The following is a 14,880-nucleotide window of genomic DNA, read 5'->3' as shown; positions in this document are numbered from 1 at the left end:
CTGCCCCATCTTCGCCCCGGAGGCCCGCATGTTCCAGCTTGTCACCAGCGTCTGGTCGCTTCTTCTTGGCGTCTTCCTGATCATGATCGGCAATGGCATGCAGGCGACGCTGATGGGCGTGCGCGGCGACATCGAAGGGTTCTCGACCTTCGAACTGTCGTTGATCACCTCGGGCTATTTTCTCGGCTTCCTCGTCGGCTCGCGGCTGACGCCGAAGATGATCCGCAAGGTCAGCCACGTGCGGGTCTTCGCGGCGCTCGGCTCGATGATGTCGGCGCTGCTGATCGCCTTTCCACTGCTGTCCGACCCGTGGAGCTGGACGGCGCTGCGAGTGCTGCTGGGCTTTTGCCTGTCGGGGCTCTACGTGACCTCTGAAAGCTGGCTGAACGACCGTGCCACCAACCAGACGCGCGGCACGCTGCTGTCGGCCTATATGGTGGCGCAGACGTTGGGCATGGTGGCGGCGCAGGGGCTGCTGAACTTCGGCGACGCAGCGGGGTTCTCGCTGTTCGTCGTCGCCTCGATCCTCGTCTCTGTGGCCTTCACCCCGGTGCTGCTGTCGGCGGTGCCGATCCCGGCGGTGGAATCGATCAAACCGATGAGCCTGCGCCAGCTCTACGACCGTTCGCCACTGGGCACCGTCGGGACGCTGATCCTCGGCGGCGTTTTCTCGGCGCAGATGGGCATGGCCTCGGTCTATGGCGCCAAGGTCGGACTCTCGGTGACCGAAATCTCGGCCTTCGTCGCGGCGCTCTTCATGGGCTCGTTCCTGTTCCAGTTCCCGGTGGGCTGGCTGTCGGACCTGATGGACCGCCGGGTGATGATCCTGTCGCTGGCGGCGGTGGGCTCTGTGACCTGCGCAGTCGCGTTCCTTTACAGCCATTCGCTGACCGCCCTGCTGGTGGCTGGCCTGATCATGGGCGGCATGGCCAGCCCGCTCTATTCGCTGTTCATCGCCTACACCAACGACTACCTTGAGCTTGAGGACATGCCCGCGGCGGCCAGCGGCATGGTGTTCATCTACGGTGTCGGCGCGATCGCCGGCCCGCTGGTCACCGGTCAGGCCATGGATCTGGCCGGGCCGCAAAGCTTCTGGGCGGTGCTCACCGTGCTGTTCGCGATGATCGCGATCTATACCGCTTGGCGCATGACACGCCGTCAGGCGGCGGATGGCGATGGGTCGGCCTATCTCAACGTTCTGCCCAACTCCTCGACTGTCGCCGTCGGTGCCGCCTATGAGTGGTACGCCGAGGCCGCCGCGGAAGAAGAGGCGACGGCGGAAGAAGAGAAATCTTCCGGGGCGCAGGGCAATTGATGCCGCATGGCGCCGCGCCGGCGTGGAAGACCAGACATGAAAAAACGGGCCCGAGGGCCCGTTTTCTTTTGCCTCAACGACCGCTGCGTGATCAGGCCGCGGCTTCGGCCTTCGCGTTTGCCAGATACTCCAGCAGGTTTTCCGGGCTGGAGACGCCATAGGGGTCTTCGCCGTGGTTGTCGCACAGGCCCGGCTCTTCGAACCATGCCTCGACAACACCGTCGTTGATGATCGCCGCATAGCGCCACGAGCGCATGCCGAAGCCGAGGTTGTCCTTGTTCACCAGCATGCCGATGCGGCGGGTGAATTCGCCCGAGCCGTCGGGGATCACCGACACGTTCTCGAGGTTCTGCGACTTCGCCCACTGGTTCATCACGAAGCTGTCGTTCACCGACATGCAGTAGATCGCGTCGATGCCGTGCTCGCGGAAGGTCTCGGCGTTCTTTTCGAAGCCCGGCAGCTGATAGGTCGAGCAGGTGGGCGTGAAGGCGCCCGGCAGCGAGAACAGGATGACCCGCTTGCCTTTGAAGTAGTCGGCAGTGGTCATGTCCTGCCAGCGGAAGGGGTTCGGACCTTCGATGGATTCGTCACGCACGCGGGTGCGGAAGGTCACGTTGGGAAGAGCGACACCGGCTTTCATGGCACAGGTCCTTTCATGTATCTGGCACCTAGATTTCCTCCCTGACGCCGAGATAAATTCGCCGCCGCCGAGACGCAACCGCTGATCGACCCACTGCGGCCCGCCGCCGCGCGCAAGCCGCGCCGCCTGCTCAGCAATTGCGCTTTGCCGCGGATCGGCGTAGGGGGACGGAACGTAACTGCCGTCCCGCAGCGGGACCGGGCCCGGGCGCAGGGGTGGAACCTGCGCGGACAACGGTCTATCTTGCGGGACATCTGACCCACATCGCGGGGGAAACGCTTTGCGAGACCTGAAGATCCCGGCGCAGCGCCATCCGGAAAAGGCGCATCGGCCCGACAACGCCCAGCCCAAGAAACCGGACTGGATCCGCGTCAAGGCACCCGGCGGCGCGGGCTATAACGAGACCCGCCGCATCATGCGCGAGCATGGGCTGGTCACCGTCTGCGAAGAGGCGGGCTGCCCCAACGTCGGCGAATGCTGGAGCCAGGGCCACGCCACCATGATGATCATGGGCGACATCTGTACCCGCGGCTGTACCTTCTGCAACATCGCCACCGGGCGCCCCGACACGCTCGACGTGTTCGAGCCGGGCCGGGTTGCCGACTCGGTGCAGAAACTCGGGCTGAACCACGTGGTGATCACCTCGGTGGACCGCGACGACCTCGACGATGGCGGCGCCGAGCATTTTGCCCAGACCATCCGCGCAATCCGTCACCGCTCGCCCGAGACCACCATCGAGATCCTGACGCCCGACTTCCTGAAGTCCAAGCCCGGCGCGCTGGAAACGGTGGTCGAGGCGCGTCCCGACGTATTCAACCACAACCTCGAGACGGTGCCCGGCCTCTACCCGTCGGTGCGCCCCGGTGCCCGCTACTTCCACTCGCTGCGCCTGCTGCAGCGCGTGAAGGAGATGGACCCGCATATCTTCACCAAGTCGGGCATCATGGTCGGCCTCGGCGAAGAGCGTCAGCAGGTCATTCAGGTGATGGAAGACATGCGCGCGGCAGACATCGACTTCCTGACCATCGGCCAGTACCTGCAGCCGACCCCGAAGCACCACCGCGTCGATCGCTTTGTCACGCCCGATGAGTTCGCCTCCTACGAAAAGGCGGCGTTCGGCAAGGGCTTCCTGATGGTCTCGGCGACACCGCTGACCCGCTCCAGCTATCACGCCGGCGATGATTTCGCCCGTCTGCGCCAAGCCCGCGAAGCCAAGCTGGCCAACGCCTGACGCGCCACGCCCGGCGCCCCGACGCACCGGGACATGAGCAAGCAAAACGCCCTCGCAGTTCCCTGCGGGGGCGCTCGTCATTCCAGCAAAGCACAGCGGTCAGCCGGCGCGCGGTCAGCCCTTCCGTCCAAGCCCAAAGACCGAGCACAGCCCGACGAGCAGCAACAGCAGCGACAGCGCCAGCCGGGAGAGCGACAGCCCCTCGCCCGCCTGCGGCATCAGCCAGAGCGCGAAGGCCGACAGCGCCATGACAAATCCGACCGCCTGCGCCAGCACGCGCACGCCCATAGCCACCAGATCATCTGTTTCGGTAAAGCGAGGGTCCCCCATCGACATCGTGCATCCTCCTACTCGTCACTGTCTTCCACGGCACCTAGTGTTGATGCCGAAACGCGTCAGGATTTGGGCGCGACCGCGGACGGGAGTGGGCAATTTCGCGCTCTGCCGTAGGGGCACGCGCCACAGGTCTTGCGCGAAGATGAACTCGGCCCGGAAAGGGTTGAATCCCTCGCCCAAGGGTGTATAGAGCGCCATCCCTCCGCGAGATCACGTGAACCGCGCAGTCTCTCGTGGGCAGGAGCGGAGTGGTACGCCTGCCCTATGAAATGCGCCCGGACAGAAATGGAGCACACATGCCGCTTTATGAGCATGTATTCATCGCGCGTCAGGATCTTTCCAACGCGCAGGCCGAAGGCCTCGTCGAGCACTTCGGCACCGTCCTTTCGGACAACGGCGGCAAAGTCGTCGAATCCGAGTACTGGGGCGTGAAGACCATGGCCTACAAGATCAACAAGAACCGCAAGGGCCACTACGCCTTCCTGAAAACCGACGCTCCGGCGACCGCGGTTCAGGAAATGGAGCGTCTGATGCGCCTGCATGACGACGTCATGCGCGTTCTGACGATCAAGGTCGAAGAGCACGCCGAGGGCCCCTCGGTGCAGATGCAGAAGCGCGACGAGCGCGAAGGCCGCGGCGACCGCCGTGGTCGTAACTGATCTGAACGAGAGGAGCTAAACCAATGGCTGCAAAACCGTTTTTCCGCCGCCGCAAAGTCTGCCCCTTCTCGGGCGACAACGCACCCAAGATCGACTACAAGGACACCCGTCTTCTGCAGCGCTACATCTCTGAGCGCGGCAAGATCGTCCCGTCCCGCATCACCGCAGTGTCGGCAAAGAAGCAGCGTGAACTGGCCCGTGCCATCAAGCGCGCCCGCTTCCTCGCCCTGCTGCCCTACGCCGTGAAATAAGGAGAGAGACCCATGCAAGTCATTCTTCTGGAACGCGTGGCCAAGCTCGGCCAGATGGGCGATGTCGTTGACGTGAAGCCCGGCTTCGCGCGCAACTACCTGCTGCTGCAGGGCAAGGCACTGACCGCGTCGAAAGAGAACATCGCGCAGTTCGAAGAGCAAAAAGCTCAGCTCGAAGCGCGGAACCTCGAAACCAAGAAAGAAGCCGAAGCCCTTGGCGAGAAGCTCGACGGCCAGCAGTTCGTCGTGATTCGTCAGGCGTCCGATGGCGGCAACCTCTACGGCTCGGTCACCACCCGTGACGCCGCAGACGTCGCCACCGAGGAAGGTTTCTCGGTCGACCGCAAGCAGGTCATCATCCGTCAGCCGATCAAAGAGCTCGGCCTGCACGAGGTGGAAGTTCACCTGCACCCCGAGGTGATGGTTGTCATCAACCTCAACGTCGCACGTTCGCCCGAAGAGGCCGAACTGCAGGCGTCGGGCAAGTCGATCCAAGAACTGGCCGCCGAAGAAGAAGCACAGGCCGAGTTCGAAATCTCGGAACTGTTCGACGACATCGGCAGCGCCGCATCGGACGACGAAGACGCTCCGGCCCCCGCCGAAGCCGAAGAGACCGAAGACAAAGCCTGATCCCTTTCGGATCATCGCAAAGTCGAAACCGCGCCGGAGCACTCCGGCGCGGCTTTTCTTTATGCGCTTCGCTATTGGGTCAGCCCATGCTGGTGCGGTCCCGGCGGGTCTGCGCGCGCCGGCGGTCATCGCGCCAGCTGACCAGCGCCGCAACGCCCCACGCAAGGCAATAGATCGCCCCCGCCGCCAATACGAGACCACCGTGGATCGGCCCGACCGAGGCGCGCTCGACCAGTTGCACCGCCGCGGTCAGCGGCTCGGGGTGCACCAGCAGCTTTCCGATATAGGCGACACTCTGGATCAGCAGAATCCACACGTAGTTGCGCCGGATGCGCCGCCCGATCGCCACCCAGAGCGAGACGTGGTAGCGCGGCTTCCAATAGTCGTCGGCCAGCGTCTGCTGCCAGCCCTCCTCCATGTGCAGATCGCCATCATGCAGCATCGGCGCGAAGAAATGCGTCTCCATCCAGCGGCAGCGCGCGCGCCAGACGTTGAAGTAGCGGTAGCGCCGCGCCTCCTGCATCAGGAAGAACAGGATCAGAATTCCGACGAGGATCAGCGGCAGCGGTGAGGCGGCGGGCGAGCTGTAGGAGATCGACAGCGCGATGCCCAAGGTCACCACCGCCCAGTTGGTGGTGGTGTCGAGCCGGGTGCGCCAGATGGTCGAACGATAGACCTCGCCGCGATAGAGATGCGACAGCGCGGTAATCTCCGAGCTGTCGAGCATCTTGCGCGGCTCCTGCGCGGCACGGGGCTCGGGTCCGTCCATGATCTCCTCCGGGCTCTCAAGATCACACGCAGCCCCCTGCCTGGGCAAGAAAAATCGCCCAAACCCTAAACCTCCCCTCAGAACCAACCCTTAGGACCAGCCCCCGAGCCCCCCCAAGCGCGTCCATGCCCCAACGCAAAAGGGCCGCCCCGAAGGGCGGCCCTTTCTCCTGCGCCAGTGGCGCCGGAAATTACTCTTCGTCGAGCTCTTCGACGGCCTTCTGGAGGTCTTCTTTCGTGACTTCCTTTTCGTTCACGGTCGCGCCTTCGGCGATGTGATCGATGACCTTGTCTTCGAAGATCGGCGCGCGCAGCTGCTGTTGCATCTGGGCGTTCTGACGCACGAAGTCGAAGAACGCGCGCTCCTGACCCGGGTACTGACGCGCCTGCATCATGATCGCCTGGGTCATCTCCTGATCGGTCACCTCGATCTCGGCTTTCTGGCCGATCTCGGCGAGCAGCAGGCCAAGGCGCACGCGGCGCTCGGCAAGCTTGTTGTGCTCGTCGGTGGGCTCAATCTCGCCGTGGTCGTGGCCGTGATCGTCCGGGTGCTCTTCGTGGTAGAGCTGGTGCGCGATCTGCTTGGCTTCGGCTTCGACGAGGCTCGGCGGCAGCTCGAACGAGACCTGCTCGTCCAGCGCGTCGAGCATGGCGCGCTTCATCACCTGACGCGATGCGCCGGTGTATTCGGCTTCCAGACGCTCACGGATCTGGCCCTTCAGACCTTCGAGGTCTTCGGCACCGAACTTCTTCGCCAGCTCGTCGTCGATCTCGGCGGCGACGGGCTCTTTCACGGCCTTGACGGTCACGTCAAAGACGGCGGCTTTGCCGGCGAGGTTCTCTGCGCCGTACTCCTCGGGGAAGGTGACCTCGACGGCCTTCTCTTCCTCGACCTTCACGCCAACCAGCTGCTCTTCGAAGCCGGGGATGAAGGAGTTGGAGCCGAGCACCAGCGGGTAGTCTTCCGCCGAGCCGCCTTCGAAGGCTTCACCGTCGACCTTGCCGACGAAGTCGATGACGACCTGGTCGCCGTCTTTCGCCTTCGAGCCCTTGCGGCGGTCTTTGAAGTCCTGCGCGTTTTCGGCCAGCTGTGCCAGCGCCTCGTCCACGGCCGCGTCATCGGCTTTCACCACGAGCTTCTCGAGGGTGATCTTCGACGCGTCGACGTCCGGAACTTCCGGCAGCTTCTCGTAGCTCATCTCGACGGCGACGTCTTCGCCTTCTTTCCAGTCCTCATTGGTCATCTTGACCTGCGGCTGGAGCGCCGGGCGGTCGCCCGACTTCTCGAAGTGCTCGTTCATCGCGCCGTCGATGGCTTCCTGCATGCTTTCGCCCAGCAGACGCTGGCCGAACTGCTTCTTGAGCAGCGGCATCGGGACCTTGCCCTTGCGGAAGCCCTTCATCTCGATCTCAGGCTGCGCCTCGGCGAGCTTCTCGTTCACCTTCGCGTCCAGCTCTTCGGCGGTGAGGATGAGCTCGTACGCGCGCTTCAGACCTTCGTTCAGCGTCTCGTTGACCTGCATGCCAATTCCCTTGTGGTCGTGATGCGAGGGCGCGGAATCCGGCCCACCGCGAAATTCGAATTTGCGGTCTTCTATGCGCCCCGGAGGGCCCTTGCAAGGCGGAAACGCCCTATATGGCAGGCTCTGGCACCGCGATGGCCACAAATCCCCGATTTCGCAACGAAGCCGCCTGCCCGGCGCGCGCCGCCCCGCCCCGATGCCGCGCCGCGGCGCCGCTTCGCCATGCGTATTTGGCAAAGAGAAGAAGCCGCTGGTGTCCGCGCAGGCCGCTTCTTCTCTTTGAAAATACGCATTCAGGGCTCGCCGCCCACGCCGCGCCGGGCGGGCGGGCGGGCGGGCGGCGCCAACACAAAGGGCCCCGCCGTTTCCGACGGGGCCCTCAGGTTTTGTGCGCTCGGCGACGTCAGCCGAGCTTGTTCAGCAGATCGCCGATCGATTGCTTGGCGTCACCGTAGTACATCCGCGTGTTGTCCTTGTAGAACAGCGGGTTTTCGATGCCCGAGTAACCGGTGCCCTGACCACGCTTCGACACGAAGACCTGCTTGGCTTTCCACACTTCCAGCACCGGCATGCCAGCGATGGGCGAGTTCGGGTCTTCCTGCGCCGCAGGGTTCACGATGTCGTTCGAGCCGATGACGATGACCACGTCGGTCTCGGGGAAGTCCTCGTTGATCTCGTCCATTTCCAGAACGATGTCGTAAGGCACCTTCGCCTCGGCCAGCAGAACGTTCATGTGACCCGGCAGACGGCCCGCGACGGGGTGGATGGCGAACCGCACCTCCTTGCCCTTGCCGCGCAGCTTGCGGGTGAGTTCCGCGACGTTCTGCTGCGCCTGCGCCACGGCCATGCCGTAGCCCGGCACGATGATGACGCTGTCGGCTTCTTCCAGCGCGTTGGCCACGCCGTCGACGTCGATCGCCACCTGCTCGCCCTCGACTTCCATCGCCGGACCCGCCGAGCCGCCGAAGCCGCCGAGGATCACCGAAATGAACGAGCGGTTCATCGCCTTGCACATGATGTAGCTCAGGATCGCCCCCGAGGAGCCGACCAGCGCACCGACGACGATCAGCAGATCGTTCGACAGCGAAAAGCCGATGGCCGCCGCGGCCCAGCCCGAGTAGCTGTTGAGCATCGAGACCACCACCGGCATGTCGGCGCCGCCGATGCCCATGATCAGGTGGTAGCCGATGAACAGCGCGCAGAGCGTCATGATCAGCACCGGGAAGAGCCCGCCGGTGCTCATGTACCAGATCAGGCAGATCACCGAGAGCGCCGCTGCCGAGGCGTTCAGGATGTGCCCGCCGGGCAGCTTCTCGGCCTTCGAGGTCACCTTGCCCGCCAGCTTGCCATAGGCAATGACCGAGCCGGTGAAGGTCACCGCACCAATGAAGATGCCAAGGAAGAGTTCGACCTGCAGGATGCTCAGCTCGACCGGGGTCTTGTGCGCCACCAGTTCGGCAAAGGCACCGTGCACCGCCTCACCGGCGGCGTGGGCCTTTTCGACCGTGCGCATGGTGAAATGCGCATTGAAGCCGACGAAGACCGCCGCGAGGCCGACCAGAGAGTGCATCGCGGCCACCAGCTGCGGCATCTCGGTCATCTCGACCTTCTTGGCCACATACATGCCGATGATGCCGCCCGCCGCGATCAGGATGATCGACAGCAGCCACAGGCCCGAGCCCGGGCCGATCAGCGTGGCAAAGACCGCAAGGCCCATGCCAACGATGCCGTACCACACGGCGCGCTTGGCGCTTTCCTGCCCCGAGAGGCCACCCAGCGACAGGATGAACAGAACGGCCGCGACCACATAGGCCGCCGTCGTGAATCCGAATTCCATAGTCCCCACCTCTCCTTACGATTTCTGGAACATGGCGAGCATGCGCCGTGTCACGAGGAAGCCGCCGAAGATGTTGATCCCGGCCATGAAGACCGAAAGCGCGGCTAGGATGATCACCAGCCAGTTGCCCGAGCCGATTTGCATCAGCGCGCCAAGGATGATGATCGAGGAGATGGCGTTGGTGACGGCCATCAGCGGGGTGTGCAGGGAATGCGAGACGTTCCAGATCACCTGGAAGCCGACGAAGACCGAAAGCACGAAGACGATGAAGTGCTGCATGAAGCTGGCGGGCGCGACAAGTCCCACGCCGAGCAGCAGCACGGCACCGACGGTCAGCAGGGTCACCTGCTGCTTGGTCTGCGCCTTGAAGGCGGCCACTTCCTGCGCGCGCTTTTCTTCCGGCGTCAGTTCGGGCGCCTTTTCCTTCGGCTTCGCGGCCGCGATCGCCTTGGTTTTCGGCGGCGGCGGCGGGAAGGTGACTTCCTTCTCGTGCGCGATGGTCGCGCCGCGGATCACGTCGTCGTCCATATTGTGGTTGACCGTGCCGTCCTTCTCGGGGGTCAGGTCAGCCATCATGTGGCGCACGTTGGTGGCGTAGAGCGCCGAGCTCTGCGTCGCCATGCGCGAGGGGAAGTCGGTGTAGCCGACGATGGTCACGCCATTGTCGGTGACGATCTTCTCGTCCTTGACGGTCAGCTTGCAGTTGCCGCCGCGCTCTGCCGCGAGGTCGATGATCACCGAGCCGGGCTTCATCGCCTGCACCATGTCCTCGGTCCACAGTTCCGGCGCTTCCCGGTTGGGGATTAGGGCGGTGGTGATGACGATGTCCATCTCGGGCGCAAGTTCACGGAACTTGGCAAGCTGGGCTTCGCGGAATTCGGGGCTGGAGACCGAGGCGTAGCCGCCGGTCGAGGAGCCGTCTTCCTGTTCTTCCTCGAAGTCGAGGTAGACGAACTCGGCGCCCATGGATTCGACCTGCTCGGCGACTTCTGGGCGCACGTCGAAGGCGTAAGTGATGGCGCCCAGCGAGGTCGAGGTGCCAATCGCGGCAAGCCCTGCCACACCGGCGCCGACGATCAGCACCTTGGCGGGCGGCACCTTGCCGGCAGCGGTCACCTGGCCGGTGAAAAAGCGGCCGAAGTTGTTGCCTGCCTCGATCACCGCGCGGTAGCCGGCGATGTTGGCCATCGAGCTCAGCGCGTCCATCTTCTGCGCGCGCGAGATACGCGGCACCATGTCCATCGCGATGACGCTGGCGCCCAGATCGGCGGCCTGCTGCATCAGCGCTTCGTTGGACGCCGGGTAGAAGAAGGAGATCAGCAGTTTCTCGGGCGTCAGCCGCGCCGCTTCCTCTTCCCTCGGCGGGCGCACCTTGGCGACGACGTCCGACTGGCTCCACAGAGCGTCGGCATCTGCCACCACGGTCACGCCAGCGGCCTCATAGGCCGCGTCGGCAAAGCCTGCCTTCGCGCCGGCGCCTGACTGTATCAGGCAATCGTAACCCAGCTTCTGCAGTTGCAGCGCCGAGTCCGGGGTCATGGCGACGCGCGCCTCACCCTCGAAAATCTCTGTCGGCGTTCCGATCTTCACGTAATTGGTCCCCCTTATAGGCCGTTCCGAAGGCCCTTGCTTCTAGGTTTGTCGTCCTCCGGTTGACGTATGGTCTACCTTTGCGGCGCCGTGCTCACAACCGGGTCGAACGTGTTAACCACATAGTGCGGCGGATTCAAAGCCACCGGCGGGTTTGTTGCTCATATTTCCGAAACTCGGCAACAAACTTGCGACGCAGTCGCGCCTCCTCTGGCACGATGAAACGTTTTTCCAGAACCCAGACCAGAACCGGCACCAGCGCCAGCGATGGCACCGCGTCCCAGTACAGGATCAGCCCGGTCAGAATCATGACATCCCCGAGGTAGATCGGGTTGCGGGACACCCGAAACACCCCCGAGGTCACCAGCCGGTCGGCCTCGGCGTGCGGCATGAAGGTGGTGCGCTGGCGCCGCATCTCGGTCAGCGCCAGCGCCGCCAGAAGCACGCCGCCGCCCACCAGAAGACCCCCCAGCAAATCGGCCCAGACCGGCCCGAATCCCAGCCCCATGGGCAGGTGCCGCGCCTGCATCCAGGCCAGCACCAGAAAGCCCAATAGCCAGACCGGTGGCAGATCGATGGTGCGCGGCATCGCAGGCTCCTTCATCTTTCCCTAAATACTCCGGGGTGAGGCGCGCAGCGCCGAGGGGCAGCGCCCCTTTCAACCACTCCTACCGCAAGGGTTTCCGCCTTTACCCTGCGCGATATGCCGCAGCCCTGTCTTGCCACTGGCGGATTTCCCGGCCAGTTTCGCACGGAACGAGAGGAGGATGCCATGCTCAGCGGAACGCACGCCTTGGTGACTGGCGGCGGCACGGGCATCGGCCATGCCATTGCCGTGGCGCTCGCAGGGGCGCGCGCCGAGGTCACCATCGCCGGGCGCCGCGCCGAGGTTCTGGAGGCCGCCGCCGCACCGCGTCTGCATCCGCTGGTGATGGACGTGGCGGATAAGGCATCCGTGCAGCAGGGCATCGCGGCCGCCATCGCGGCCCGCGGCCCGTTCGGCATCGTCGTGGCAAACGCCGGCCTTGCCGAGCCGTCCGAGATCGCCACAACCGACCTCGAAACATGGCGGCGCACCACGGCCATCAACCTCGACGGGGCGTTCCTGACCATCCGCGAGACGCTTCCCGCGATGCTGGACGCGGGCTGGGGCCGGGTTGTCGCCATTTCCTCTGTCGCCGGGCTGCGCGGGATGCGCCGCGCCGTGCCCTATGTCGCCTCGAAACACGGGCTGGTGGGGCTGATCCGCGCGCTCGCCGCCGACCATGCCGGACAGCCGGTGACCTTCAACGCGCTCTGCCCCGGCTATGTCGAGACAGAGATCGCCCCGCGCAATATCGAACGCGTCATGGCCCGCGAGGGTCTGACGGACGGCGAGGCCACCGCGCTCGTTCATTCCGCCAATCCCCATAATCGCCTGATCGCCCCGGACGAGATCGCAAGCGCCGTACTGTGGCTCTGCGGTCCCGGCTCGGGCAGCGTGAACGGTCAGGCCATCGAGATATCAGGAGGCCAGTTTTGACCACAAACCCCGACGCGCTCTTTGGCTGGACGAAAGAGCAGTTCCACCTGCCCCTCGGGCTCATCTACCTCGACGGCAATTCGCTGGGCCCGTTACCCAAGGCGACGCCCGAGCGGGTGCAGAAGATGATGACCGAGGAATGGGGCGAGCATCTGATCACCGGCTGGAACGCCTGCGGGTGGATGGGCATGCCCAGCCGGTTGGGCGACCGCATCGGGCGCCTGATCAGCGCCGAGGCCGGGCACACGGTGGTCGGCGACACGCTGTCGATCAAGGTGTTTCAGGCGCTGGCGGCGGCGGTGTCACTCAATCCGGGCCGCAAGGTGATCCTGTCGGACACCGGCAACTTCCCCTCCGATCTCTACATGGCCGAAGGGCTGATCGAGCTGCTGGGAGATGAGTACGAGCTGCGCCTTGCAGAGCCGCACCGGCTGGCCGAGGAGATCACCGAGGAGGTCGCCGTGCTGCTGGTGACCGAGGTCGACTATCGCACCGGCCGCCGCCACGACGTGGCGCAACTCACCCAAAAGGCGCATGAGATGGGCGCGCTGGCGATCTGGGATCTGGCCCACTCGGCGGGCGCCCTGCCGGTGGACCTCGCCGGCGGTGGCGCCGATTTCGCGGTCGGCTGCACCTATAAGTATCTCAACGCGGGCCCCGGCGCGCCGGCCTTCATCTACGTCGCGCCGCGCCATGCCGACCATGCGGAACCGGCGCTGTCGGGCTGGCTCGGCCATGACACGCCCTTCGCCTTTGAACGCAGCTACCGCCCCGCCTCGGGGATCGAGCGGATGCGCGTCGGCACGCCGCCGGTGCTGCAGATGGCGGCGCTCGACGCGGCGCTCGACGTCTGGGACCGGGTCGATATGAAGAGCCTGCGTCAGCGCTCGCTGGAACTGACCGGCCTGATGATCGAAGAGGTCGAGACCCACTGCCCGGGCCTGAAGCTCGCCACCCCGCGCGAGAACGAAAAGCGTGGCAGTCAGGTCAGCTTTCGCTTCGAGCATGGCTATGCGGCGATGCAGGCGCTGATCGATCAGGGAGTGATCGGTGATTTCCGCGCGCCGGACATCATGCGCTTTGGCATCACCCCGCTCTACATCGGCGAGGACGAGATCCGCGAGGCGGTGGAAATTCTCGCGCGCATTCTGCGCGGCGCGATCTGGGATCAACCCAAATACCAGCGCCGCAAGCGCGTCACCTGATCAGGCGGAAACGGCCCGCGGGGCGGTCTGTCCCTCGGACCCTCCGGCCCAAGCCCGCACCGCATCGCCAAAGGCTTCGAACAGCGGCCGCGACACCGGGTCGTTCGCCGCATCCCACTCGGGATGCCATTGAACCGCCATGGTGAAGCCCGGCGCGCCCTTGACGTACAATGCCTCGGGCGTGCCATCAGGGGCGTGGCCCTCGATCTCGATGCGCGCACCGGCGGTCTTCACCCCCTGCCCGTGCAGCGTGTTGGTCATCACCTCGGGCGCGCCGAAAAGCTTGTGGAACCGCCCGCCCGGCGTCAGCGTCACCTTGTGGCGCAGCGCAAAGCGCTCCTCGAGCGTGCCATCGGGGGGCATGCGGTGGTTCATCCGGCCCGGCAGGTCGCGGATCTCGGGATAGAGCGTGCCGCCCATGGCGACGTTGACTTCCTGAAAGCCCCGGCAGATGCCAAGGAATGGCTGGCCGCGCTCGACACAGGCGCGCACCAGCGGCAGCACGATCGCGTCGCGGGCGCGATCGAAGGCACCATGCGCCTCTGTCGCCTCTTCGCCGTATTCCTCGGGGTGCACGTTGGGCCGTCCGCCGGTGAGCAGGAAACCGTCGCAGGTCTCCATCAGTTCCTCGACCGAGACAAAGCGCGGATCGGCTGCGATCAGCAGCGGCAGACACCCCGACACACAGGCCACCGCCTCGGTGTTCATCACCCCCCCGGCATGCGCCGGGTAGGTTTCATTGAGCATGTGCTGGTTGCCGATGATGCCGACGGTGGGACGGGTCATTTGCATGCCTCTCCTTGCCTGTTCATCTGAAACATAAGGCACGGAGAGGCGCTGTGAAAGGTGGCTCAGATCACCGCGGTAAGACCGACCGCCTCGATGCCCGCTTTTGCGGCAGCCGCATCATTGTCCGAACTGTCGCCGGTGACACCCACCGCGCCCAGCGTCCGGCCCTTGGAATCCTTGACCAAAACGCCGCCCGGCACGGGGATCAGCTTGCCGCCGAAGGCGCCGTTCGCGGCGGCGATGAAATAGGCCTGGGACTCGGCGCGCGCCATTTGAGCAGACCCGGGCATGCCCAGCATCACCGCGCCATAGGCCTTGCCGAAGGCAATCTCGAAGCGCCCGGGCGCCGCGCCGTCCTGCCGCTCGAACGCCTGCACGTGGCCGCCCTCGTCCAGCACCACCACCGACAGCGGCGCCATGCCGGCCTCTTTGCCAGCTTCCAGCGCCTTGCGAATGATTGTCCGTGCGCGGCTCAGCGAAATACCTGCCATGTCGTAATTCCTTCCTGTCGTTCCGACGCCCCATACGGCGCGCCGCTCTTCGTCTAGACGAAAATATCTTCGTAGAACGAGGGGGCCGTCAGC

16 protein-coding genes are annotated in these 14,880 nt (G+C 64.9%); 7 read left to right on the top strand and 9 right to left on the bottom strand.

The features are described 5' to 3' along the window. Positions 1-28: 28 nt before the first annotated feature. Entirely contained in the window at positions 29-1,315 is a 1,287-nt protein-coding gene (locus ACXAJT_RS00475; protein WP_475231812.1) for an MFS transporter, read from the top strand. A 91-nt stretch (positions 1,316-1,406) separates the two neighbouring features. On the opposite strand, the gene ACXAJT_RS00470 is transcribed toward ACXAJT_RS00475, so the two are convergent. Continuing rightward, positions 1,407-1,955, bottom strand: coding sequence for a redoxin family protein (locus tag ACXAJT_RS00470; RefSeq protein WP_475231808.1), 549 nt, complete (start codon positions 1,953-1,955; stop codon positions 1,407-1,409). Positions 1,956-2,235: 280 nt separating this feature from the next. On the opposite strand from ACXAJT_RS00470, the gene lipA reads away from it, so the two are divergent. After that, entirely contained in the window at positions 2,236-3,186 is a 951-nt protein-coding gene (gene lipA, locus ACXAJT_RS00465) for a lipoyl synthase (RefSeq protein ID WP_475231806.1), read from the top strand. Positions 3,187-3,300: 114 nt separating this feature from the next. On the opposite strand, the gene ACXAJT_RS00460 is transcribed toward lipA, so the two are convergent. Continuing rightward, a complete protein-coding gene (locus ACXAJT_RS00460; RefSeq protein WP_475231804.1) occupies positions 3,301-3,522 on the bottom strand; it encodes a hypothetical protein in 222 nt (73 codons plus the stop codon). Between the two features lie 296 nt (positions 3,523-3,818). Here ACXAJT_RS00460 and rpsF point away from each other — a divergent pair, with 296 nt between their 5' ends. From rpsF to rplI, 3 genes are read left to right on the top strand one after another with little or no spacing between them, the layout of a single operon-like run. Beyond that, a complete protein-coding gene (gene rpsF, locus ACXAJT_RS00455; protein ID WP_475231802.1) occupies positions 3,819-4,181 on the top strand; it encodes a 30S ribosomal protein S6 in 363 nt (120 codons plus the stop codon). A gap of 23 nt (positions 4,182-4,204) precedes the next feature. Then, complete coding sequence (gene rpsR, locus ACXAJT_RS00450) at positions 4,205-4,432, top strand: 30S ribosomal protein S18 (RefSeq protein ID WP_005982441.1); 228 nt, start codon at positions 4,205-4,207, stop codon at positions 4,430-4,432. Positions 4,433-4,444: 12 nt separating this feature from the next. Then, positions 4,445-5,062 carry a 50S ribosomal protein L9 gene (rplI, locus tag ACXAJT_RS00445; RefSeq protein WP_475231799.1) on the top strand — a complete coding sequence of 206 codons (618 nt, stop codon included), beginning with the start codon at positions 4,445-4,447 and terminating at the stop codon, positions 5,060-5,062. A 79-nt stretch (positions 5,063-5,141) separates the two neighbouring features. Here the strand turns inward: rplI and ACXAJT_RS00440 are convergent, their stop codons facing one another. From ACXAJT_RS00440 to ACXAJT_RS00420, 5 genes are all read right to left on the bottom strand, one after another. Further along, positions 5,142-5,831, bottom strand: coding sequence for a DUF2270 domain-containing protein (locus ACXAJT_RS00440; protein WP_475231797.1), 690 nt, complete (start codon positions 5,829-5,831; stop codon positions 5,142-5,144). 190 nt (positions 5,832-6,021) lie between these two features. After that, the gene (gene tig / locus ACXAJT_RS00435) at positions 6,022-7,353 is read right to left on the bottom strand and encodes a trigger factor (RefSeq protein ID WP_475231795.1); all 1,332 of its coding nucleotides are present in this window, start codon (positions 7,351-7,353) and stop codon (positions 6,022-6,024) included. Positions 7,354-7,756: 403 nt separating this feature from the next. Further along, positions 7,757-9,190 (bottom strand): NAD(P)(+) transhydrogenase (Re/Si-specific) subunit beta, encoded by a 1,434-nt coding sequence (locus tag ACXAJT_RS00430; protein ID WP_475231793.1) that lies wholly within the window; start codon positions 9,188-9,190, stop codon positions 7,757-7,759. A gap of 15 nt (positions 9,191-9,205) precedes the next feature. Next, positions 9,206-10,780, bottom strand: coding sequence for a Re/Si-specific NAD(P)(+) transhydrogenase subunit alpha (locus ACXAJT_RS00425; RefSeq protein WP_475231789.1), 1,575 nt, complete (start codon positions 10,778-10,780; stop codon positions 9,206-9,208). Positions 10,781-10,916: 136 nt separating this feature from the next. Then, complete coding sequence (locus tag ACXAJT_RS00420) at positions 10,917-11,369, bottom strand: methyltransferase family protein (protein WP_475231787.1); 453 nt, start codon at positions 11,367-11,369, stop codon at positions 10,917-10,919. 183 nt (positions 11,370-11,552) lie between these two features. On the opposite strand from ACXAJT_RS00420, the gene ACXAJT_RS00415 reads away from it, so the two are divergent. Both ACXAJT_RS00415 and kynU read left to right on the top strand, forming a co-directional pair. Further along, positions 11,553-12,302: an SDR family NAD(P)-dependent oxidoreductase gene (locus ACXAJT_RS00415; protein WP_475231785.1), complete on the top strand. Its 750-nt coding sequence runs from the start codon at positions 11,553-11,555 to the stop codon at positions 12,300-12,302. Beyond that, a complete protein-coding gene (gene kynU, locus ACXAJT_RS00410; RefSeq protein WP_475231783.1) occupies positions 12,299-13,507 on the top strand; it encodes a kynureninase in 1,209 nt (402 codons plus the stop codon). The genes ACXAJT_RS00415 and kynU overlap by 4 nt, the downstream gene beginning before the upstream one ends. On the opposite strand, the gene ACXAJT_RS00405 is transcribed toward kynU, so the two are convergent. Further along, positions 13,508-14,293 carry a gamma-glutamyl-gamma-aminobutyrate hydrolase family protein gene (locus ACXAJT_RS00405; protein WP_475231780.1) on the bottom strand — a complete coding sequence of 262 codons (786 nt, stop codon included), beginning with the start codon at positions 14,291-14,293 and terminating at the stop codon, positions 13,508-13,510. A gap of 65 nt (positions 14,294-14,358) precedes the next feature. Further along, a complete protein-coding gene (locus ACXAJT_RS00400; protein ID WP_475231777.1) occupies positions 14,359-14,787 on the bottom strand; it encodes a GlcG/HbpS family heme-binding protein in 429 nt (142 codons plus the stop codon). Positions 14,788-14,880 lie beyond the last annotated feature (93 nt).

This window comes from Salipiger sp. ABF4_146 (assembly GCF_056161345.1).
Note: the sequence above shows the minus strand (reverse complement) of the source record. Positions and strands in the feature narration are given on the sequence as shown.

Coding starts and splice junctions, on each gene's coding strand:
- ACXAJT_RS00475 (WP_475231812.1), top strand. CDS start 29: ATGTTCCAGCTTGTCACCAGCGTCTGGTCGCTTCTTCTTGGCGTCTTC.
- ACXAJT_RS00470 (WP_475231808.1), bottom strand. CDS start 1,955: ATGAAAGCCGGTGTCGCTCTTCCCAACGTGACCTTCCGCACCCGCGTG.
- ACXAJT_RS00460 (WP_475231804.1), bottom strand. CDS start 3,522: ATGTCGATGGGGGACCCTCGCTTTACCGAAACAGATGATCTGGTGGCT.
- rpsF (WP_475231802.1), top strand. CDS start 3,819: ATGCCGCTTTATGAGCATGTATTCATCGCGCGTCAGGATCTTTCCAAC.
- rpsR (WP_005982441.1), top strand. CDS start 4,205: ATGGCTGCAAAACCGTTTTTCCGCCGCCGCAAAGTCTGCCCCTTCTCG.
- rplI (WP_475231799.1), top strand. CDS start 4,445: ATGCAAGTCATTCTTCTGGAACGCGTGGCCAAGCTCGGCCAGATGGGC.
- ACXAJT_RS00440 (WP_475231797.1), bottom strand. CDS start 5,831: ATGGACGGACCCGAGCCCCGTGCCGCGCAGGAGCCGCGCAAGATGCTC.
- tig (WP_475231795.1), bottom strand. CDS start 7,353: ATGCAGGTCAACGAGACGCTGAACGAAGGTCTGAAGCGCGCGTACGAG.
- ACXAJT_RS00430 (WP_475231793.1), bottom strand. CDS start 9,190: ATGGAATTCGGATTCACGACGGCGGCCTATGTGGTCGCGGCCGTTCTG.
- ACXAJT_RS00420 (WP_475231787.1), bottom strand. CDS start 11,369: ATGCCGCGCACCATCGATCTGCCACCGGTCTGGCTATTGGGCTTTCTG.
- ACXAJT_RS00415 (WP_475231785.1), top strand. CDS start 11,553: ATGCTCAGCGGAACGCACGCCTTGGTGACTGGCGGCGGCACGGGCATC.
- ACXAJT_RS00405 (WP_475231780.1), bottom strand. CDS start 14,293: ATGACCCGTCCCACCGTCGGCATCATCGGCAACCAGCACATGCTCAAT.
- ACXAJT_RS00400 (WP_475231777.1), bottom strand. CDS start 14,787: ATGGCAGGTATTTCGCTGAGCCGCGCACGGACAATCATTCGCAAGGCG.